This window comes from Microbacterium murale, assembly GCF_030815955.1.
GTDB lineage: Bacteria > Actinomycetota > Actinomycetes > Actinomycetales > Microbacteriaceae > Microbacterium > Microbacterium murale_A.
Window position 1 is genome coordinate 1428583 of the sequence record NZ_JAUSXK010000001.1, and the last position, 20807, is coordinate 1449389.

Genomic DNA, 20807 nt, shown 5'->3' on the forward strand with positions numbered 1-20807 from the left:
CCCCGGCATGACGACTGCGACCTCCTCTGCGGCACTCACCGGACACCGGCGCCGTCACCGCCTCGGCAGCCTCCGCCGGGTGCTTCTGGGCACGCTCGGAGTCGTCGGCTTCCTCGCGGTGTGGCAGCTGCTCTCGACGTTGAGAATCCTCAACCCCGAGCAGCTGCCCTCTGCGACGGACACTTTCGCTCAGCTGTCGGTGCTGCTGCGAGATCTGGAGTTCTGGCGGAACATCGGTCGCACCATGACGGCATGGGCGATCGGGCTCGTGATCGCGACGATCGTCGGCACGGCACTCGGCACCGCGATCGGCATGGTGCCAGTACTGCGACGGGCGACACACACCGTGGTGGAGTTCCTTCGACCGATCCCGTCGGTCGCGCTGATCCCGCTCGCCATCCTCGTCTACGGGCTTCAGATGCCGGCCGCACTGATCATCATCGTGTACGCCAGTTTCTGGCAGGTCTTCGTGCAGGTGCTGTACGGCGTCGCCGATATCGACACGGTCGCACGAGACACGGCGCGCAGCTTCGGTCTCACCCGAGCGTCTCAACTGCGCAACCTCGTGCTTCCCACCGCGCTGCCGTACCTGATGACCGGCCTGCGGCTCGCCGCTGCCGTCGCCCTCATCCTCGCCGTCACGGCAGAGATGACGATCGGCAATCCCGGTCTCGGACGGCAGCTGACCGTGGCATCCGGAATCGGCAACATCACCACCGTCTACGCCATCGTGATCGTCACCGGCGCACTCGGCCTGCTGATCAACATCGGGTTCCGAGCGATCGAGCGCCGCACGCTGTCGTGGCATCAGTCCGTGAGAGGGGATGAGGCCGGGTGAGCCTGTACACCAGCACGGTCCGCACCCCGGCACCGAAGTCGCGCCTGTGGGCGAAAGCGGGCGAGAACACGCTCTACGCCGTCGCGCTCCCGCTCGTGCTCCTTCTCATCTGGGGCATCGCCGCGACGATCTCACCGGCGAAGTTCTTCCCCGCCCCGCAGACGATCGCCGGCGCGTTCTCCGACACCTGGATCGGTCCGGCATTCGTCAACGACGTGCTCCCGAGCCTCGCTCGGCTCTTCGTGGCCATCGTCATCGCCGTCCTCGTCGGCATCGTCGCGGGAACCCTCATCGGACTCACCAGATGGTTGCGGGAACTGCTCGAACCGCTCCTGGAGTTCTTCCGCGCCATCCCGCCGCCTGTGCTCATCCCGGTTTTCGTCGCCTTCCTCGGCGTGACCGACGCGATGCAGATCATCGTGATCGCCTTCGGTGCGATCTGGCCCGTGCTGCTGAACACGATCGAAGGCGTGCGCGCGACCGACTCCGTGATGACCGAGACGGCCCGGTCGTACTCGCTCACACGCTCACAGCGCCTGTTCGACCTCGTCCTGCCGGCGGCGAGCCCGCGGATCATGGCCGGCGTGCGCCAGACGCTGTCGGTCGCACTGATCATGATGGTCATCTCGGAGCTGTTCTACTCATCGTCGGGGCTGGGATATCAGATCAAGTACTTCCAGCAGAACTACCTCATCGCCGAGATGTGGAGTGGCATCCTGCTGTTGGGACTCATCGGCGTTCTGCTCGCGGTCGTCTTCGGCTTCGTCGAGCGTCGGGTACTGCGTTGGTACCACGGAATCAAGGAGGTCGAGCGTGCCTGAGACGCTTCTGAAGGTGGAGAACCTCAACAAGGTCTACGACTCGGCCACCGGTCGCGTCGAGGCGATCGGTGACATCAGCTTCACGATGAATCGCGGCGAGCTCGTATGCATCGTCGGTCCGTCCGGCTGCGGCAAGACCACGCTGCTGAAGTGCATCGCGGGCCTCCTGCGTCCCACCGCGGGCGACGTGCAGCTCGACGGCAGACGGGTCACCTCTCCCCCCGAGAAGATGGCGCTCGTGTTCCAGGAGTACGGCCGCAGCCTCTACCCGTGGCTGACCGTGCGCGGCAACGTCGAGCTGCCCCTCAAGCACAAGAAGCTCTCGAAGGCGGAGCGCACGCAGCTGGTCGATGACGCACTGCTGGCTGTGGGACTCGACCACGCTGCCAAGAGCTACCCGTGGCAGCTTTCGGGCGGAATGCAGCAGCGCGTGGCGATCGCGAGAGCGGTCGCCTACCAGCCCGAGGTGCTGATCATGGACGAGCCCTTCGCCGCGGTCGACGCTCAGACGCGCGCCGACCTCGAGGATCTGGTGCGCACGCTCCACTCCGAACGGGGGATGTCGATCCTGTTCGTGACGCACGACATCGACGAGTCCGTCTATCTGGGCGAGCGCGTGATCGTGCTCTCGAAGTCGCCGACCTGGGTGCAGGAGGATCTCGCGATCGATCTGGCGCCAGAGCGCGATCAGATCACCACCAGGGCGCTGCCTCGGTTCACCGAACTGCGCACGCACGTGTACGAGCAGATCCAGCGGGCGAAGCGCGGCGAAGCCGTACGCTCGAACGCATGACGACGCGCGCGCTCGATGACGGCGCCATGAGCGAGCCGGCACGCAGCAGACAGCCCAAACGCCTGGTGCTTTCCTTCCTCGGCGAGTTCATGGGGCAGGACTGGGATGCGCCGGTGCGCACCGGCGTCTTCCTCGAGGTGCTCCACGGCGCCGGCGTCGCCGCGCCCGCGGCGCGAGCGACGCTTGACCGCCTCGTCCGAAACGGCGTGCTCTCGCGCGAGCGGCACGGCCGACACCTCGAGTTTTCGCTGACGCCGGCCGGGCGGACGATGCTGGGGGAGGCGACGGATCGCGTGCGCGGGCCATCGCCGTTCCATCCGGACGGTGACGGGTGGACCCTCGTCACTTTCTCGCTGCCGGAGGAACTGCGCACGCTGAGGGGGCGACTGCGCTCCACGCTCACCTGGCACGGCTTCGCCCCGTTGCGCGACGGCCTGTGGCTGGCATCCGGGCGCCCCGCGCTGGCCGCGGCCATCGAGCCCCTCCGCGCGGAGCTTCCGGACGGCGCGGTGATGGCGTTCCATGCTCAGGAGCTCGACGGGTTCCCGATCGCCTCGAGCGTGCGCGACGCCTGGGACATCGACGGGATCCGCGGGGCGCACGAGGCGTTCATCGAGACCTGGCGCGATGTCGCGATCGACGGCTCTTCATCCGCAATGGTCATGCGCACGATGCTCGTCGCCGACTGGTTGGAGCTGCTGCGTGCGGATCCGCGACTTCCCCCGGAGTTCATGGACGCACAATGGCCGGCGCCGGACTCCTTCGCGCTCTACCGCCGCCTGCGCGCCGAACTCGCCCCTCAGTCGGAGGCGGAGTTCGCCGCGCTCACCGCGCAGCCGACGCCGGTCGGTGGATAGCGCTCCTCGCGAGAGTTCGCGCAGGTGATCACTCCAGGGTGAACTTGCCTCGCAGAGCGACCTTTCGCACCTTGCCGCTCGCCGTGCGCGGCAGTTCGTCGACGAACCGCACTCCGCGCGGGATCTTGTACTTGGCGATGCGGCCGGCAAGATGCGCGAGCACGTCCTCCGCGGTGATCTCGGAGCGGGCGACGGCGATCGCCAGCGGCACCTCGCCCCAGCGCTCGTCCGGCACTCCGATCACCGCGACGGACTCGATCTCCGTGCGTTCCATGATGAGCTGTTCGATCTCGGCGGGGTAGATGTTCTCTCCACCCGAGATGATCATGTCCTTCACCCGGTCGCTGATGGTGAGATAGCCCTGCTCGTCGAGGAACCCGATGTCGCCGGAGCGCAGCCATTCGCCTCGATGGGCGTCGCGGGTGGCATCCGGGCGCAGCCAGTACTCCTTCATGACGTTCGGACCGCTGATCTCGATCTCTCCCGCCTCCCCCGCCGGCATCTCGTCCCCGTCCGGAGAGGCGATGCGCACGTCGGTGAAGAAGTGCGCGATGCCGGACGAGCCGACGTGCTCGCGAGCCTTGCGGTACGGCAGCGAGGTCGCGCCCGGTGACGTCTCGGTCATCCCATAACCGGACGAGAAGCTCAGTCCCCGCTTCTCATAGGCTTCGATGACTCGCAGCGGCACGCTGGAACCACCGCAGGTGAGCCTTCGCAACGTCGAGAGGTCGGCCTCGTCCCAGCCCGGATGCTCGGCGAGCATCTGGAATGTCGTCGGCACCCCCGACAGGCTCGTGATGCCGTGCTCCTGCACAGCCGCGAGCACAGCACCCGGGTCGACCTTCTCCTGCACCACAAGCGTGCCGCCTTTGAGCAGCGTCGGCAGTGCCCCCATGCCCAATGACGCGACATGGAACATCGGCGCGATGAGGAGGGTGCGCTCCTCGGACGTGAGGTCGTAGTCGACGAGGACGTTCATCGAGTTCCAGGTGAAGTTCCCGTGCGTGAGCACGGCACCCTTCGGACGGCCGGTCGTACCCGAGGTGTACAGGATCATGGCCGGGTCGTCGAGTGTGACCTCGGCGACGGGCGGAGTGGCGGATGCCGCGGCGACGACCTCCTCGAAGCTCTCTACGGCGGGCACTTCTGCCGGCCCGTCGACGATGATGCGCCGCTCGATGGCACTCGACCACGCGGCCGCGCGCGCGACATCGCGGAGCTCCTCATGTGCGATCAGCAGACGCGCACCGCTGTCCTCGATCATGTACTCGAGCTCGCGCGGCGCGAGGCGCGTGTTCAACGGGACGAAGATCGCCCCGACCAGCCCGCAGGCGAAGAACGAGGTGAGGAAATCGGGGTGATTGTTCCCCAGGTATGCCACCCGATCACCCTTGGCGACACCCCGCTCCGCGAGCGCGCTGGCGAACCGGTCGATCCGGTCGCCCAGCTCCTCGTAGCGGTATGCGCGATCGCCCTGGATCACCGCGATGTCGCCTTCGGACTTCACGCGACGGCGAGAGATCCAGCTGCCCAGCCCTTGATTCTTCATCCTCAGCCTCTTTGCGATTGGATGCCGGTCCGAGTGCGGATCAGGCGTAGAAGCGGTAGATCCCACGGGCGACGACGGCGGGCTTCGTGCCGCCTTCGATCTCGATGGTCTGGTCTACGGCGAGCTGGTAGCCGCCCTTGACCTCCGTCACCTCGGCGATGACGGCGTTCATGCGCACGCGGGAGCCCACGGCGACGGGTGAGACGAACCGCACCTTGTCGAGCCCGTAGTTGACCCGGGTCGTGACGCCCTCCGGCTCGAAGAGCTCGCTCCAGAACTTCGTCGCCAGCGACAGCGTGAGGAATCCATGCGCGATCGGCGCACCGAAGGGTCCACCGGCTGCACGCTCGGGGTCGACGTGGATCCACTGGTGGTCATCGGCGGCGTCAGCGAAGACGTCGATGCGGTCCTGGGTGATCTCCAGCCATTCGGAGTAGCCGAGATCGGTGCCGGCGGCGCTCTCGAGGTCGGCGTAGGCGACGGTGGTGGTCATGATGATGTCCTTTTCGTGGTTCGGTCGAGGCCGAGGAGGCGCACGGCGTTGTCCTTGTAGATGCGCGGGAGCACCTCGGGCGTGAAACGGTCGGCGGCCGTGGCATCCCGTATCCAGCGATCGGGTGTCAGCAACGGGTAGTCGGAGCCGAACAGCACCCTGTCCTTGAGGTACGAGTTCGCCGCGCGCACGAGGGAATCCGGGAAGTACTTCGGACTCCACCCCGACAGGTCGATCCAGGTGTTGTGCTTGTGGGTCGCGACGGACAACGCTTCGTCCTGCCAGGGCACCGACGGATGCGCCATGATGATCTGCAACTCAGGATGCTCGGCAGCCACGTCGTCGAGCAGCATCGGGTTCGACAGTGCGAGACGCATTCCGCGTCCGCCGGGAAGCCCGGCGCCGATCCCCGTCTGGCCTGTGTGGAACAGCGCAACCACGCCCGCGTCCTGCAGCACCTCGTACAGCGGGAAGTGGACAGGGTCGCTCGGATCGAACCCCTGCACGGTGGGATGGAACTTGAAGCCGCGAACGCCGCTGTCCTCGATGAGCCGCCTGGCGCGGTCGACGGCATCCGCCCGATTCGGATCGACCGAGCCGAACGGGATCAGCACGTCGTTGTGCCGTGCGGCACCCGCAGCGATGTCCGCGCTCGATATCGGCGATCGGCCGAGCCGGGTCTCGGCGTCGACGGTGAACACCACTGCCCCCATCCGTCGCTCACGGTAGTACGCGGCGATCGAATCGAGGTCGGGCCGACTCGCATCTGCCGAGAAGTATTTCGACGCCGCCGCCACGAGGTCATCCGGAAGTGACGCATGCCCGTGGTCATCGATCTCGATGTGGACGTGCACGTCGATCGCCCCGAGGACATCGAGGTCGAGGTTCGACTCGTAGCGGGTCACGATGTCAGCGCTGCAGTTCTTCCGGCAGCGCGGGGAAGCGCTCGCCCACGGACTGCTGCTTCTCGCCGATGAGCGCGGGGAACTCCGCCTCGAGCGCGTCGTACGACCAGCCGCCCTCGTGGTATTCGGTGACAACGGCCTCCGGGTGAGACCAGAGCTGGAGGCGGTCGCCGCCGATGCCGATCGCCTGCCCGGTGACGGATGCCGCGGAATCGGATGCCAGATAGGAGATGAGCCCGGCGACATCGCCGGAAGTGCCGAAGCCGAGGTCATGGCGGAAGAACGCCGGCATCGCCTCGCCCTTCGCGTCGGCCTCGACGGCGGCGGCGAAGTACGGCACCGTGGCGGTCATGGCGGTCGCAGCGACCGGGATCACGGCGTTGGCGGTGATACCCGCCTTCTTGAGCTCCATCGCCCACGTGCGCACCATGCCGACGATGCCGGCCTTGGCTGCCGCGTAGTTCGTCTGACCGAAGTTGCCGCGCTGCCCGGTCGGCGAGCCGATGCAGATGATGCGGCCGGCGATCTCGTTCGCCCGCATGTAGGTCGCGGCCTCGCGGACGCAGGTGAACGTGCCACGCAGGTGGACGCCGATGACAGTGTCGAAGTCGTCGTCGCTCATCTTCCACAGCACCGTGTCACGCAGCACCCCGGCGTTCGTGACGAGGATGTCGAGCCTGCCATAGGTATCGACGGCGGTCTGCACGAGCCGCTTCGCGGTCTCAGTCGGACCGACCGGCGCCACGACGGCGACCGCCTTGCCCCCTTCGGCCTCGATCGCGCCGACCGCCTCTGCTGCGGCATCCGCCGAGACGTCGTTCACGACGACGGAGGCGCCCTGGCGGGCGAGCTCCTGCGCGTAGGCGAGCCCGAGTCCGCGACCGGATCCCGTGACGATGGCGACTTTGCCGTCCAATGACATGACACTCCCTCGTTGGTGTTCTCTCACATTACTTGAGAACTTCAATTATTGGTAGCATCACCGTACTCTAGGATGAATCCATGACCAATCCCGCGGTGCAGCCCCAGGGCAGCCAGGCGCTGATCGATGACATGAGCTTCCTGCTCGCGCGGGCCAGCGCCCTCTCCAATGCGGCGGGCAATACGGCCCTCGCCGAATTCGGCCTGAAGGTCCGCTCGTATTCGGTGCTCGAGCTGGCCGCGGTCGGCGGGCGGACATCGCAGCGCGAGATCGCGGAGTTCCTGCGACTCGACCCGAGCCAGGTCGTCGCGCTCGTCGACCAGCTGCAGAAGGCGAAGCTCGTCGAACGCGAACCCGACCAGCGCGACCGGCGCGCCAACGTGATCGTCGCCACTGCCCTCGGTCTCGAGACGCTCGTGAAGGCGCGACAGAAGGTTCGCGCGACCGCGCACCTGCTGCACAGCGAGCTCACCGAGAGCGAGCGCAGCACACTCGCCGATCTGCTGCGTAGGACCGCTTTCCCCTCGAACCAGTCGCGCTGACGACGCCCGGGCCGGGGCCATCTCGGCGGACAGCCGGCTCTCCTACAGCGGGTACTGCCCGGGCTCCCGGCGCAGAGTGATCCATCGGGTCTCGGTGAAAGCATCGATGTTGGCCTGCGCGCCGCCATGGCGAGATCCCGTGCCAGAGGCACCCACACCGCCGAACGGGCTGTTGGCCTCGTCGTTCACGGTCTGGTCGTTGATGTGCACGATACCGGTCGGAATGCGCTGTGCCATCCCAAGCGCCGCCATGGCGTCGCGGCTCACAATGCCCAGTGACAGTCCGTATTCCGTGGCAGCAGCCAACTCAACAGCCTCGTCGTCCGTTGCGTAGGAGACCACTGACGCTACGGGGCCGAACACCTCATCGCAGTACACGGCCGCATCGCGCGGCGGGTTCGCGAGCACCGTGGGTCGGTAGAAGAGCCCCTCGTACGTGCCGCCTGCGGCGAGCGTCGCGCCTTGGGCGACGGCATCCTGCACCATACTGTGGACGCGGTCGCGCTGCACCTCGTCGATGAGGGGTCCAAGATGCACCTGTCCCGCAGCAGGGTCGCCCACCACCATCGACTCAGCCTTCGTCGCAAGCTTCGACACGTAGTCGTCGAACAGCGACTCGTGCACGATGTGGCGACCCACGGTCATGCAGATCTGACCCTGATGCAGGAACGCACCCCACGTCGCGAGGTTCACAGCCTGATCGACGTCGGCATCCTCGCGGACGACGAACGCAGAGTTGCCACCCAGCTCGAGGTGTGCGCGCTTGAGGTGCCGTCCGGCGAGTTCGCCGACGATGCGACCCGCGCGGGTGGACCCCGTGAAAGCGATGACACGCACGTTCGGGTCGGTGACAAGCGCCTCGCCGACGTCCGCCCCACCAGGAACGAGCTGCAGAAGCCCCGCGGGCAGGCCGGCCTCCTCGAAGATCCGCACCATCGAGACTCCGCCGGTGATCACCGTGCGAGGGTCTGGTTTGAGCAGCACCGCGTTGCCCAGGGCGAGGGCGGGTGCCACCGCGCGGATGCCGAGGATGAGCGGCACGTTGAAAGGCGAGATGACAGCCACGACCCCGACCGGAACCTGCTGGGCGAAGGACAGCCGCGGCTCCTCGCTGGAGAGTATCGAGCCCAGCGGAGCCGATGGCAACGCGGAGGCCTCGTAGCATTCAGCTGCGGTCACGTGCAGAGCGAAGCCGGCCAGCGGCGGGATGGCACCCACCTCGCGGATGTTCCAGTCCATGATCTCTTCGGCGTGCGCCTCCCACAGCTGGGCAGCCCGCCTCAGCACGGCTGCGCGTTCGGGATGCGGCGTCGCCGCCCAGTCGCGCTGCGCTTTCGCGGCCGAAGCGGCTGCACGAGCGACGTCGTCGGCGCCTGCGACGCCGACCGAGGCGATCGGTTCACCGGTCGCGGGCGCGATCGATCCGATCTCACCGCCAGAGCCCGCGACCCATTCGCCGTCGATGTAAATCTTTCCGCCGAACACGCTCTCGGAGATGAGGGGCTCGGCCGTCTCGGTCACGGTGGACATCGGGTGGTCCTTTCGTTGCTGCAGGGTCTCAGGCGCCGGCTCGGGAGAGTCGGCGGGCCCGTCGGCCTGGACCGCTTTCGGCCCAGCCCTTACGGATGACACGCACGGCGTCAGCGGCGACCTCCAGTCCATCCTGGAACGGTGAACGCCAGATCGACAGCATGTCGGCCACGCCGCGCGCCAGCAGCGGTCGGGAGAACGCCTCTACGCCGATGCGGCCACCGTAGCCGTCGTCGAGCGCCGCCGCAACGACACCTGGGATGTCGAGCGACCCGGTGCTGAGCAGTCCGCGACCCGACTGGCCGAGCTCCAGGTAGCGCAGGTGCGGCAGCGCGTGACGGATAGCCTCATTCATGTCGGCCTCCTCGATCGCCATGTGGAATGTGTCGAGGTGAATGCCGAGATTGTCCGATCCGCTCGCGGAGACATACTCCATCGCCTGCGCCGCGGTGTTGATGGCCGCTTCCTCGTAGCGATTGAGCACTTCGAAGGTGAGCTGCACGCCGTGGTCGGCGGCGTAGTCGGCGACGACGCCGACCTCCCGGGCGCTCCGCTCGAACGCCGCCGGCGCCAGGGGGTGGACGGGGCGACCGAACAGCCCGTACGGCACGCCGTTGATCTGGTCGGCTCCCACGCGGACGGCGAAGTCCACCGATGCTCTGAGCGTCGCGGCTCCCGCCGCCCGTTCGGCTGCGTCCGATGAGGACACATCCGCACCCGGTCCCTGTCCGCACATCGTGATCGGCGCGATGCCGGCCTCGACGAAGACTGCGCGCAGTGCCGCAGCATCCGTCGCACCCTCGTCCATCGGCGCGAGCACGGCCCTGCGGTACCCCATCTCGCGCAGGCCGCCGAGAATCGGGGCGAGGCCGGCACGATCCGTCTCGCCCGTGATGATCGACAGGTGGCAGGAGAGATCGAGATCCATGGCGATCCTCAGAACACCGGTAGGTCGAGGCGCTGCTTGAACGACGAGTAGCCGTCGTCGACGTGCACTACCGTGCCGTTGATGGCGTTCGCCTCGTCGGAGGCGAGGAACGCGACGACGTCGGCGATCTCGGACGGCTCGGTCATCTTGTTGCGCATCTGCTCGGCCGCGAAGGTGGCCTTCAGCTCGTCGCTGAACTGGTTGATGATCGCCGTGCCGACACGGCCGGGAGTGATCGCCACGGCGCGGATGCCGAACTGCGCGAGCTCGTACGCGGCCGAACGCGTGAACGAGATGACCGCCGCCTTGGCGGCGCTGTAGGTGAACGACAGCTCGGCCGCCTGCTCGCCGTAGATGGACGACGTGCTGATGATCACGCCGGGAGTGCCCTGATCGCGGAACTGACGTCCCGCCGCGAGGATGCCGTAGTACACACCGTCCTGATCCACGCGGATCATCGGCTCGTAGTCGACGGACGGATCGTGGTCGAGTAGCGGCTTCCCGCCCGCGATGCCCGCGTTGTTGAAGATCACATCGAGCTTTCCGAACACCTCGACCGCCTTGGCGACCATCGCCTCGACCTCGGTGAACACCGACACATCGACCTGGCAGGCGGCCGTTGCGCCGGCGGCGCCGGTGGCCGCGATCTCATCCGACGCCTGCTGCGCCCGCTCGAGAGAGATGTCCGCGATCAGGACCTTCGCGCCCTCGCGGACGAACTTCTCGACGGTCGCGCGTCCGATTCCGCTGGCACCGCCGGTGATGATGGCGACTTTGCCTTCGAGCCTCATGATGTCTTCTCCTTCGTGATGATCTGCCGGCGGGGTGCGAACCCCGCCGGCAGAGATGGGTGAATGAATTCGGTCAGAATCCGGTGTGCGAGAGGGCGAGCGCCCCGCCGTCAACGGCGAGGACGGCTCCCGTGATGAACGACGACGCCGGCGAGACGAGGAAGAGCATGGGCCCTTGGACCTCGGCCATCGTCCCCATCCGCGCGAGGGGAATGGTCCCCGCCCACACCGCTTCCGCCTCGGGCGTGATCTCGACCTCACCGTCGCCGATGCGTGTGCCCTTGAATGGCCCTGGCGCGATCGCGTTCACACGGATGCCGCGCGGTGCCATCTCGAGGGCCAGCTGGCGGACGAGGTTGAGAATGCCCGCCTTCGTGGTGACGTAGGCGTACGAGACCATCGGGTCCGTCCGCAGCCCTGCCGTCGAGGCGGTGACCAGGATCCGTCCGCCGGATTCGAGCACACGCGAGGCCGCGCGGAGCGTCTCGAACGTCCCGGTGAGGTTGGTCGCGAGAACCTCGTCCCACTCGCTGTCCGTGTAGTCCGCGATACCGCCCTCGCCGAGGTAGCTCGCGCCACCGGCGATTCCCGCGTTCGCGACGACGACCGTGGGGCGACCGACCTCGGCCGTGATGCGCTGGAACACGGCATCGAGCGCGCCGCGCTCGGCGATGTCGACGGCGTATCCGTGGGCCTTGCCGCCTGCGGATACGATCCGCGCAGCCACATCGGCCACACGGCCTTCACTCCGTCCGAGCACGACGACGCTGGCCCCGGCTGCGGCATAGATCTCCGAGGCCGCCTGTCCGATGCCGCTCGAGGCACCCGTCACGACGACGATGTCCCTACTCAAGTCGAACAGCCCGGACAGGGCGGTTGAGGCGCTGGTTCCCATCGTCACAGCGCGGATCAGAGCGTCGGCTCGTACGTCGCGACGTTGCTGCGGTCGATCAGCTGGCCGTCCAACGGTACGTAGTTGACGTCGGGCAGTGTCGCCGAATCTCGGTACTCGTTCATGAAGCCGATCATCTGGTCGACGACCTTGATCCAGTCCTGCGCGACGGATGCGTACATCGGGCCGTCCTTCGCGATCTCGATCGCGGTCTCCCCCAGGGCATCGACGCCGGTGACGAAGATGTCGTCACGGCCTGCCTCTGTGATGGCACGTGCCGCGCCGAGTGCTGCGTCATCCCATCCGACCCAGACTCCGTCCAGCCCATCGGGGTTGGCCTGCAGGTAGTCGGTGACGAAGTTCAGCGCCTCGGTGCGTCCGGTTCCCGGATCGAGCGCCTGTTTCATGTCGCCCCCGGCAATGATCGCTCCGGCTGCCTTGAGCTTGTCCAACGCCAGGTTCGACCGGGTCTGGATGCCGATGTGCGGGTCGTGCCCGATCACCATGACGTTCTTCCCCTCGAGGCCGCCCATGGCCTCGTCGAGTGCACCGACCGTGAGGTCCGCAGTCACCTCCTGGCTGAAAGTGATGTCCACGACGAAGTCGTCGTTGGGCTCGACTCCGCCGTCGATCGAGAAGATCGGAATGCCGGCCTCTTTTGCCGCCTGGACGAGCGGAGCGATCTGACGCGGGTCGGGGAACCCTGCGAGGATGGCGTCCGCGCCCTGCTGGATGGCGGTCTGGACATCGCTGTTGATCTTGTCGTAGTCGAACGCACTCGTATAGAGCGTCACGTCCCAGTTCTCCTGGGCGTTGCCTTCCTCCACGAACGCGTCGAGCGTCAGTTTTCCGCCCGGTGTGGCGTAGCCCGCGGTGAACGCCGCGACCGTGAAGACGCCGTCGTCGCCGAGTCCGTCCGTCTTGCCCTCGGCGTTCGTGCCGCTGTTCGAGGCTCCGGTGGTCACCGAGCATCCGGCGAGAGTCACCACGGCGGCTATGGCCAGCGCGGCGGCGTTGAGTCGTCTTCCCGTTTTTGCATTGCGCATGAGCGAACTCCTTTGTCGTGTTTCATACTGTGGCTGGTGGGATCGCCGGGACGGTGCCCCGACGGGAGGGAATGTCTGGGTGTCGGCCTCGCACGCCGACACCGCGCTAGGTGCTCTTCTGCTTGAGTCCTGACAGCAGAACGGCGGCGATGATGATCAAGCCGATGAGCACCTGCTGGATGTACGTGTTGACCCCGACGATGTTGAGGCCGTTCTGGACGACACCGATGATGGCGACGCCCACGATCGTTCCGCCGATGTTCGCCTGCCCAGACCGCAGCAGTGTCATTCCGAGAAACACCGCGGCGACGGCGAACATCATGAGATCGTTCGCACTCGAGGAGCCGGCACTGCCGAGGCGACTGACCAGGACGATGCCGCCGAGGCCCGAGAGGAAACCCGCCACCACGAACGCGAGGAATCGAGTCGAGCGGACGCTGACGCCGGAGAGCCGGGCGACCTCGGCGTTGCCGCCGATCGCGTACCAGCGCCGCCCGATCGTCGTGAAGCGCAGGACCGCCCAGGCGACCACGGCGATCGCGACCGCATAGAAGACCGGAAGCGGCACCCCGTTCACGCGCGCCTGCCCGAGGAATCCGAACTCGTCCGGCCAGCCGTACAGGGTCGTTCCCCCGGTGACTATCAGGGCGAGCCCGCCGACAGTGGTCATGGTCGCCAGAGTCGCGACGAAAGCGGAGAGATTGAGGTACGCGACCAGGATGCCGTTGACCACACCGATGAGCGTGCCCACGATCAGAGCCAGGACGATCGCCAGCGGGACCGGCACTCCGGCGATCATGAGGGCGGCGGCCGACGCGCCGGAGAGCGTAGCCGTCGTTCCCACCGAGAGGTCGAAGTCCCCGACCACCATGACGAAGGTCTGCGCGGCCGCGATGATGGCCAGGATCGCGACCTGGTTGAGGATGTTCGTCATATTGCCTGCGGTGAAGAACACCCCGTTGCCGGCAACGGTGAATACGATGACGAGCGCGACCAGGGCGATGACCGTGCTCCCCTGCCACACCCATTGCAAGCGCGGCGAGCGGTCGGGTTCGACCGCGGCGATCGTGAGGGTATCTGTCTGCGCCATGTCAGGCGTCCCTTCCGTATGCGTAATTGAGGATGAGCTCATCGTCGGCGCCGTCTGCGTCGACTTCACCGGAGATGCGGCCCTCGTGCATCACGAGGATCCTGTCCGAAAGCCCGATGAGCTCGGGGAGTTCACTGGAGACGGCGACGACCGCCGTTCCCGTCGCGGCGAGCTCACGAATGAGTCGATAGATCTCAGCCTTCGTTCCCACATCGATCCCTCGCGTGGGTTCATCCATGAGCAGCACCGTGGGATTGCGTGCGAGCATCTTGGCGAGCACGACCTTCTGCTGGTTTCCGCCGGAGAGCTGCCCGACGGGTTGCCGGACGCCCCGGGCTTTGATCTGCAGTTCGGCGAGCGCCCGCTTGGCCAATTGCAGTATTCGTCCCTGCGACACGATGCCGCCGGAGCTCACCGACTTGAGGTTCGCGATCGCGATGTTGTCGGCGATCGGCGCAGACAGGATCACGCCCTGCGCTCGACGCTCCTCAGGCACGAGGGCGATGCCCGCATCGAGGGCCCGACCGACTCCACGTCCGACCGGTGCCCTCCCGTCGACCTGCACTGTGCCGGCCGATGTCTTCTGCGCCCCGGCGAGGAGGCGGAGCAGCTCGCTCCGGCCCGACCCCGCAAGACCTCCGATACCGACGACCTCGCCAGAGCGCACCTCGAACGACACATCGCTCACGCGGCGGCCTGAGAGCCCCTCGACGGACAGCACGACGTCGCCTCCACCCGTGCCACGTGCCGGGTACATCTCGCTCTGCTCGCGACCGACCATCGTCGAGATGACGTCGTCTATCGAAGTATCGGACACGTTCTTCGTCACGATCGTGCGGCCGTTGCGCATGACGGTGAGGCGGTCGCACAGGGCGAACACCTCTTCGAGCCGGTGCGAGACGTAGACGATCGCGACGCCTTCGTCACGCAGGCTTCGCAGGACGGCGAAGAGTCCCTCGATCTCAGTGTCCGTGAGAGCTGCGGTGGGCTCGTCCAGGATGAGCACCTTGGCATCGATCGACAACGCACGAGCGACCGCGACCATGGTCTGCTGAACGGGTGAGAGCCCGCCTGCGAGGCGACGCAGGTTGATCTGCTGCCCGAGGCGATCCAGCTGAGCCCGTGCGTGTGCGCGGAGTTCCTTCCAACGCACGAATCCGAGGGTCGACGGTGCATCCTCGCCCAGCACGATGTTCTCGGCCACGCTTATCGTCGGCACGATCGAAAGCTCCTGGTAGAGCGCGACCACGCCGGCGCGGTGCGCGGTGCGCACATTCGTGAAGTCGACCGGCTCACCTGCGACCAGCACCCCGCCCTGATCCTGTTGGTAGAGCCCCGTGATGATCTTGATGAGCGTCGACTTGCCCGCGCCGTTCTCGCCGAGGAGGGCATGGATCTCTCCCGGACGCACCTCGAGGTCGACCCCGCGCAGCGCCTGCACGCCGTCGAAGTGCTTTGTGATGCCCCGCACCTCAAGGATCGGCGCAATGGCCGGCGGCGCGACAGCTTCGAGGTCGAGGGGAATGCTCATCACCGCACCTCCTCGTCGATGTCGTTGCACCGGAGGACGACCTTGGGGAACCGGCCGCTGATGTGAACCGCGAACGCCTCCACGGCGTCGTCGAGGTCGTAGACCGCCTGAGTGAGCTCGTCGAGCTGAAGGTACGGCAGGATCTGCAGAGCCCGGGGGAACGCGTACGGCGAGACGAAGACGCCGGTGAGGGTGAGTTCCTTGAGGTACAGGTAGTCCGAGAGGTTGAGTGACAGCTCGTAGCTCGCGGGGTACATCGCCCCGTAGACGACCGTCGCACCCTTTGCCGCGATGTCGAGAAGACCCTGGGCGGCGCGGGGTGAACCGGATGCGTCGATCACGATGTCGTATCCGCGCCCGTCGGTGATCTCGGCCGCGAGCGAGCCCTGGTCCTCGGTCACGGGGTCGATCGCGAAATCGGCTCCGTGGCGCAGCGCCATCTCACGCCGTTCCGCGATCGGCTCGATCATGGTGAGCGAGGTCGCGCCGTTCATCTTCATCACCTGGAGGGTGAGCTGCCCGATGGGGCCACCGCCGCAGATGGCTACGCGGTCACCGACCCGCGCGCGGGCCTTGTCTGCGATACGGACCGCGACCGAGGTCGGCTCGAGGATGCTGCCGTGCAGCAGGCTCACCCCGTCAGGCAGCCGATACACCTGGGACTCGTGCCAGGTGACGGTCTCGGCCATACCGGGACGGTTGTAGTCCTGGATGTGTTCGCAGAACTGCTGTCTGCCCTCCTGACACGGGCGGCACGTGCCGCAGAATCGCAGGAAATTGCCCGCGACGCGGTCGCCGATCTTCAGACCGTTGCGGTGAGCCCGCTCGCCGAGCGCCTCGACCACGCCCGACAGCTCGTGTCCGAGCCCGATCGGCACATCGGTGCCGAAGAATCCCTCGGCCAGATGCGGGTCCGAGCCGCAGATCGCCGAATAGGCCACGCGGATGCGCACGTCTTCCGGTCCGAGCGGCTGCTCGGGGAAATCGACTACGCCGATGCGTCCGCGCGTGCTCTCGTCGGGATCGCGCAGGCTGCCGATCCGGGTCACCGCTACCGTTCTCATTCGCTTCTCCTTTGAACCGAGGTCGGGGTGGTCAGTGCTGGGCGGAGATGACGCGGCGCAGCGCGGCGACCGTGTCCGCCAGTCCGTAGCCGTGCTTGTCGCGCAGCTGCTCGTCCTCGCCGAAGCCCGCGTAGACCTGCGGGATGCCGAGGCGTTCGAAACCCGTCAGGTGCACGCCGTTGTCGGCCACCACGTCGGCGATTCGGGTGGCCAGGCCGCCGTAGGCGAGGTGATCCTCGAGAACCACGAACCGCCCACCGGTCTCGGCAGCGCTGCTCAGGATCAACTGCTCGTCGATCGGCTTGAGCGTCCACATGTCCACAACACGCACCGAGTGCCCTTCCGAGGCCAGCTGGTCAGCGGCATCGAGAGCCTGCGCGACGGTGGTGCCGTGCGTAAAGATCGTGGCATCTGTGCCCTGGCGAGCGATGATGCCTTTGCCGATGCGCAGCTCGTGTTCCCCCGGCTCGTAGAGCACCTTGTCCTTCTTGCCCACGGCAAGGCGGATGTAGATGGGCCCCTCCATCGTCATCGACTGACGGAGAACCTCGCCGACCATCGCCGGGTCGCCGATCGACGTCACAGTCATGTTCGTCAGCGCGCCCATGAGCGTGAGGTCCTCGACCGCGTAATGCGTCGATCCGCCGTTGCCGACAAGGCCGCCGTGCGTGCCGATGATCTTCACCGGCAGATTCGGGTAGCACACGTCCGTGCGCACCTGCTCGAGTGCGCGCATCGAGAGGAAGGGGAGCATGCCGGATACGACGGGGATGTTGCCGTCGTAGGCGAGCCCCGACGCGATGCCGACGCACGCCTGTTCGGCCAGCCCCACGTCTATGAAGCGGTCGGGGAACGCATCGCGGAACTCGACCAGCGTCGCGCCGATGTCAGGGGTGAGCACGTACAGATTCGGGTGCTCGTCGCCGAGCTCTGCCAGTGTCGTTCCGATGACGGACCGGGCGGAGAGCATCTCCCCGAAGGTGAAGGTCGCAGGCATCAGACGGTCTCCTTTACGCGAGAGGCGTTGAGCGCCGTGAGGGCGCGTTCGAGGTCGGCGGCGCCGAGCGAGCCTGCATGCCAGGCGAGGTTGCGTTCCATGAAATCGACGCCCTTGCCTTTCACGGTCTCGGCGACGATCACGGTAGGCGTATCGCTGTCGGAGGCCGGCAGCCCGTCGAGGGCGGCGACGATCTGCGACATGTCGTGGCCGTCGATCTCGATGACGTTCCAACCGAACGCACGCCATTTGTCGGGGTAGGGCTCGAAGACGACCCGCTCCTCGGCGAAGCTGGTCATGAGCTGGCGGTTGCGGTCCACGAAGGCGACCAGGTTGCCGAGCTTGTTGCTGCGGGCGGCCATGACTGCCTCCCACACCGAGCCTTCGCCGGTCTCACCGTCGCCCAGCAGACAGAACACGCGGTGCTCATCGTTCCGGCCGCGGGCGCCCAGCGCCATGCCCACCGCGATCGGCAGCCCGTGGCCGAGAGAGCCGGTCGACGCCTCGACGCCGGGAAGCTGCACCTTGCAGGGGTGCATGCCGTATGCGCTGTCGAGCTGCCCGTACGTCGCGACGATGTCGTCGTACGACAAGAACCCTCGGATGGCCATCGCGATGTACATGCAGACCGCCGCGTGGCCCTTGCTGAGCACGAAGCGGTCACGCTCCGGGTTGGCGAGGTCGGCCGGATCGACGTTCATCCCGTACTCGAACAGCGCCGTGAGGATGTCCGCAGCGGACAGGTCGCCGCCGATGTGCACGGCCCCCTCGTACGTGCCGCACAGGTGAAGCAGCTTCTCGCGGAGCTCGAATGCCAGGTCTTCAAGCTCTTCGACGCTGTGCCGTTCTTCGGTCGCGGTCAGTGGTGTCCGCTCCATCGCATCCTCCTCATCGACTCGTCGACGGGATGCCGCTACGCGGGGTCTTCGTCGACTCTCGTTTGCTCTCGCCGCCCGCTTCGATGTGGGCGACGATGAGTGACGCTAACAGAATCTCATTTACAAGTAAAGAAGAATGCCTATAAACTTGTTTATAAGCGGCGCACAGCATTGTGCGATGCTTCGACTCAGTCACAGAGAGGTGGAAACGATGTCGAGAACGATTGACACGCGCTCAGGAGTGCGTACTGGACTGTTCATCGGGGGCGAGGAGCGCTTCACGGAAGAAGTGCTGCAGGTCGCGGACCCCGGCAAGAAGGGAGTGGTCGTCGGAGAGGCGGCATCGGCTTCCGAGGAGGACGTGGCCGATGCGGTAGTGGCGGCGAAGTCGGCCTATCCGGCGTGGGCATCGTTGTCGGCCGAGGCGCGAGCCGCTGCCATGACGGATGCGATCGCGGGCATCGCCGACGACCGCGACACCGACGCGGCTATCCTGTCGCAGGAGAACGGCAAGGTGCGGATGGAAGCGTGGATCGACGCGCTCGTGTTCGAGATCCGGTGGAACCTCGCACTCACGCTGGCCGACGTCGTCGAGACCGGCAAGACGCTGCCAGCGATCCCCGGCGCAATCCCTGTCTCCACCGAAGTGAGCTTCCAGCCGCTGGGCGTGGTCACGATCATCGTGCCTTTCAACTGGCCGATTGCGATCCTCGGCGCGGCGCTGCCGCACGCCCTGCTCGCCGGAAACACGGTCATCGTCAAGGCGCCGCCGTCCACGCCACTGGCCACCGCTCGTCTCGTGCAGCGCATCGCGGAGAAGCTTCCGGCCGGCGTGCTCAACGTCATCACCGGCAACGACGAGAAGATGTCTGGCCTGATCCAGAATCCGGATGTCGCGAAGGTGTGCTTCACCGGGTCGGTCAATGGCGGCAAGCGGATCATGGAGATGGCATCGAAGACGCTGACGCGGGTGACGCTCGAGCTGGGCGGCAACGACGCGGCGATCTTCCTCGAAGACGCCATCCTCGACGACGCGCACATCGACCGGCTGTTCGCGGCGATCTACGACACCACCGGGCAGATCTGCATGAACGCCAAGCGGGTGTTCGTGCACAGGTCGCGTCAGGACGAGCTGGTCGCCGGGCTCGAAGCACGCCTGAACCAGGTCAAGCTCGGGTACGGGCTCGACGAGGGCACCACGATGGGTCCGCTGCACCAGCCGGCGCAGAAGGCTTTCGTGGAGGAGATCATCCAAGAGGCGAAGGATGCCGGAGCCGACGTCCGCGAGTACGGCGAGCTGCCAGGCGGCGACCTCGCCGGCGGCAACTTCCTGAGGCCGGCCATGGTGATCGATCCCGACGTCTCGCTGCGGGTCGTCACCCAGGAACAGTTCGGGCCGGTCATCCCGATCATCGCTTTCGATGCCGAGGAAGAGGCGGTGGCGCTGGCGAACGACACATGGGCCGGCCTGTGCGGATCGGTGTGGACTGCGTCTGCGGATGCGGCGAACCGCGTCGGCTCACAGCTGGAGTGCGGTTACGTCTGGGTCAACGACCACGGTGCGACTCGCCTCGACCTGCGCGCGCCCTTCGGCGGCATGAAGGGTTCGGGCTTCGGCCGAGAGCAGGGCATCGAGGGGGTGCGCGCATTCCAGGACACCCGCTCGATCGCGACCATCGACCCTGAAGCGCTCGCCACCATGGCCCACTGAACCGAGAGAGGACGACGTGCGGGTTCGCGGTCGCTCGAACCGCGACCTCGCACGTCGACTAATGTGTCAGACGACAGGGGACTCCCTGGAAGGAATAAATCAGTGAGCACTGCGGATGACGGGATTCAGCGCGAACCTCTCAGCAACACGATCGATCCCGACGAATTCACGCCTCGTCTGCTCGCGCTGCTGTCCAATGCTCTGGTCTGGCGCGAGTCGAACGAGCTGCGCCGACGGTTCGGCCTCGGCACCAACGACTGGCGCATCATCTCCGCACTCGCCCTCCGCCCCGGCTCGTCGGCGACCGAGGTCTCGGAGTTCATCGGGGTCAATAAGGCCGTGGTGTCCAAGAGCGTGAACGTCCTCAGCGGGCGTGAACTCATCGTGCTCATGGACGGCCCGCGCGGGTCGCGACCGATGTACCTCACCACCGCGGGTGTGCAGATGCACGACGAGATGCTGCCGATCTCCATGCGCGGTCAGGAGATCGTGCTCGCCCATCTCAATCCCCGCGAGATCGAACGCCTCAATGAGCTCCTCCTCCGCATGCTCGTCGACGCACGCGAGTTGCAGACGCTCGATCATGAGGCCGCCGCCACGAACGTCTGACGCCCACGCAGCACGCCGCT

General features: G+C 66.6%; 21 protein-coding genes. 7 read left to right on the top strand and 14 right to left on the bottom strand.

Annotated features, from left to right (window positions below; genetic code table 11):
• The first annotated feature begins 7 nt into the window (after nucleotides 1-7).
• The 4 genes from QFZ46_RS06995 to QFZ46_RS07010 are packed head-to-tail and all read left to right on the top strand — an operon-like array spanning nucleotide 8 to nucleotide 3309.
• Nucleotides 8-838 (top strand): ABC transporter permease, encoded by an 831-nt coding sequence (locus QFZ46_RS06995; protein WP_307359779.1) that lies wholly within the window; start codon nucleotides 8-10, stop codon nucleotides 836-838.
• On the top strand, nucleotides 835-1659 hold the full coding sequence (locus tag QFZ46_RS07000) for an ABC transporter permease (protein ID WP_307359784.1): 825 nt from the start codon (nucleotides 835-837) through the stop codon (nucleotides 1657-1659). The genes QFZ46_RS06995 and QFZ46_RS07000 overlap by 4 nt, the downstream gene beginning before the upstream one ends.
• Nucleotides 1652-2452, top strand: coding sequence for an ABC transporter ATP-binding protein (locus tag QFZ46_RS07005; RefSeq protein ID WP_307359786.1), 801 nt, complete (start codon nucleotides 1652-1654; stop codon nucleotides 2450-2452). The genes QFZ46_RS07000 and QFZ46_RS07005 overlap by 8 nt, the downstream gene beginning before the upstream one ends.
• Nucleotides 2449-3309: a PaaX family transcriptional regulator gene (locus QFZ46_RS07010; protein ID WP_307359788.1), complete on the top strand. Its 861-nt coding sequence runs from the start codon at nucleotides 2449-2451 to the stop codon at nucleotides 3307-3309. The genes QFZ46_RS07005 and QFZ46_RS07010 overlap by 4 nt, the downstream gene beginning before the upstream one ends.
• A 28-nt stretch (nucleotides 3310-3337) precedes the next feature.
• On the opposite strand, the gene QFZ46_RS07015 is transcribed toward QFZ46_RS07010, so the two are convergent.
• From QFZ46_RS07015 to QFZ46_RS07030, 4 genes are read right to left on the bottom strand one after another with little or no spacing between them, the layout of a single operon-like run.
• Nucleotides 3338-4858, bottom strand: a complete 1521-nt coding sequence (locus QFZ46_RS07015; protein ID WP_307359790.1) for an acyl-CoA synthetase — start codon at nucleotides 4856-4858, stop codon at nucleotides 3338-3340.
• Nucleotides 4859-4898: 40 nt separating this feature from the next.
• Nucleotides 4899-5351, bottom strand: a complete 453-nt coding sequence (locus tag QFZ46_RS07020; protein ID WP_307359792.1) for a MaoC family dehydratase — start codon at nucleotides 5349-5351, stop codon at nucleotides 4899-4901.
• Entirely contained in the window at nucleotides 5348-6256 is a 909-nt protein-coding gene (locus QFZ46_RS07025; protein ID WP_307359793.1) for an amidohydrolase family protein, read from the bottom strand. Before QFZ46_RS07025 ends, QFZ46_RS07020 begins: the two co-directional genes overlap by 4 nt.
• A 4-nt stretch (nucleotides 6257-6260) precedes the next feature.
• Nucleotides 6261-7178, bottom strand: a complete 918-nt coding sequence (locus QFZ46_RS07030) for an SDR family NAD(P)-dependent oxidoreductase (RefSeq protein ID WP_307359796.1) — start codon at nucleotides 7176-7178, stop codon at nucleotides 6261-6263.
• 80 nt (nucleotides 7179-7258) lie between these two features.
• On the opposite strand from QFZ46_RS07030, the gene QFZ46_RS07035 reads away from it, so the two are divergent.
• The gene (locus tag QFZ46_RS07035; RefSeq protein WP_307359798.1) at nucleotides 7259-7720 is read left to right on the top strand and encodes a MarR family winged helix-turn-helix transcriptional regulator; all 462 of its coding nucleotides are present in this window, start codon (nucleotides 7259-7261) and stop codon (nucleotides 7718-7720) included.
• Nucleotides 7721-7762: 42 nt separating this feature from the next.
• Here the strand turns inward: QFZ46_RS07035 and QFZ46_RS07040 are convergent, their stop codons facing one another.
• The 10 genes from QFZ46_RS07040 to QFZ46_RS07085 all read right to left on the bottom strand — a co-directional run bounded on the left by QFZ46_RS07040 (nucleotide 7763) and on the right by QFZ46_RS07085 (nucleotide 18467).
• On the bottom strand, nucleotides 7763-9250 hold the full coding sequence (locus QFZ46_RS07040; protein ID WP_307359799.1) for a benzaldehyde dehydrogenase: 1488 nt from the start codon (nucleotides 9248-9250) through the stop codon (nucleotides 7763-7765).
• Nucleotides 9251-9278: 28 nt separating this feature from the next.
• Nucleotides 9279-10178 (bottom strand): sugar phosphate isomerase/epimerase family protein, encoded by a 900-nt coding sequence (locus QFZ46_RS07045; protein WP_307359801.1) that lies wholly within the window; start codon nucleotides 10176-10178, stop codon nucleotides 9279-9281.
• Nucleotides 10179-10186: 8 nt separating this feature from the next.
• On the bottom strand, nucleotides 10187-10969 hold the full coding sequence (locus QFZ46_RS07050; RefSeq protein WP_307359803.1) for an SDR family NAD(P)-dependent oxidoreductase: 783 nt from the start codon (nucleotides 10967-10969) through the stop codon (nucleotides 10187-10189).
• 73 nt (nucleotides 10970-11042) lie between these two features.
• Nucleotides 11043-11822, bottom strand: coding sequence for an SDR family NAD(P)-dependent oxidoreductase (locus QFZ46_RS07055; protein WP_307359806.1), 780 nt, complete (start codon nucleotides 11820-11822; stop codon nucleotides 11043-11045).
• 56 nt (nucleotides 11823-11878) lie between these two features.
• Complete coding sequence (locus QFZ46_RS07060; RefSeq protein ID WP_307359809.1) at nucleotides 11879-12907, bottom strand: sugar ABC transporter substrate-binding protein; 1029 nt, start codon at nucleotides 12905-12907, stop codon at nucleotides 11879-11881.
• A 106-nt stretch (nucleotides 12908-13013) separates the two neighbouring features.
• Nucleotides 13014-13997: an ABC transporter permease gene (locus QFZ46_RS07065; RefSeq protein WP_307359811.1), complete on the bottom strand. Its 984-nt coding sequence runs from the start codon at nucleotides 13995-13997 to the stop codon at nucleotides 13014-13016.
• 1 nt (nucleotide 13998) lies between these two features.
• The gene (locus tag QFZ46_RS07070) at nucleotides 13999-15528 is read right to left on the bottom strand and encodes a sugar ABC transporter ATP-binding protein (RefSeq protein ID WP_307359812.1); all 1530 of its coding nucleotides are present in this window, start codon (nucleotides 15526-15528) and stop codon (nucleotides 13999-14001) included.
• On the bottom strand, nucleotides 15528-16592 hold the full coding sequence (locus tag QFZ46_RS07075) for a zinc-dependent alcohol dehydrogenase (protein WP_307359813.1): 1065 nt from the start codon (nucleotides 16590-16592) through the stop codon (nucleotides 15528-15530). The genes QFZ46_RS07070 and QFZ46_RS07075 overlap by 1 nt, the downstream gene beginning before the upstream one ends.
• 31 nt (nucleotides 16593-16623) lie before the next feature.
• Nucleotides 16624-17589, bottom strand: coding sequence for a transketolase family protein (locus tag QFZ46_RS07080; RefSeq protein WP_307359815.1), 966 nt, complete (start codon nucleotides 17587-17589; stop codon nucleotides 16624-16626).
• Nucleotides 17589-18467 carry a transketolase gene (locus QFZ46_RS07085; RefSeq protein ID WP_307359817.1) on the bottom strand — a complete coding sequence of 293 codons (879 nt, stop codon included), beginning with the start codon at nucleotides 18465-18467 and terminating at the stop codon, nucleotides 17589-17591. The genes QFZ46_RS07080 and QFZ46_RS07085 overlap by 1 nt, the downstream gene beginning before the upstream one ends.
• Nucleotides 18468-18678: 211 nt before the next feature.
• Here QFZ46_RS07085 and QFZ46_RS07090 point away from each other — a divergent pair, with 211 nt between their 5' ends.
• Both QFZ46_RS07090 and QFZ46_RS07095 read left to right on the top strand, forming a co-directional pair.
• The gene (locus QFZ46_RS07090) at nucleotides 18679-20178 is read left to right on the top strand and encodes an aldehyde dehydrogenase family protein (RefSeq protein WP_307359820.1); all 1500 of its coding nucleotides are present in this window, start codon (nucleotides 18679-18681) and stop codon (nucleotides 20176-20178) included.
• A 102-nt stretch (nucleotides 20179-20280) separates the two neighbouring features.
• Nucleotides 20281-20787 carry a MarR family winged helix-turn-helix transcriptional regulator gene (locus tag QFZ46_RS07095; protein ID WP_307359822.1) on the top strand — a complete coding sequence of 169 codons (507 nt, stop codon included), beginning with the start codon at nucleotides 20281-20283 and terminating at the stop codon, nucleotides 20785-20787.
• The last annotated feature ends 20 nt before the right edge of the window (nucleotides 20788-20807 follow it).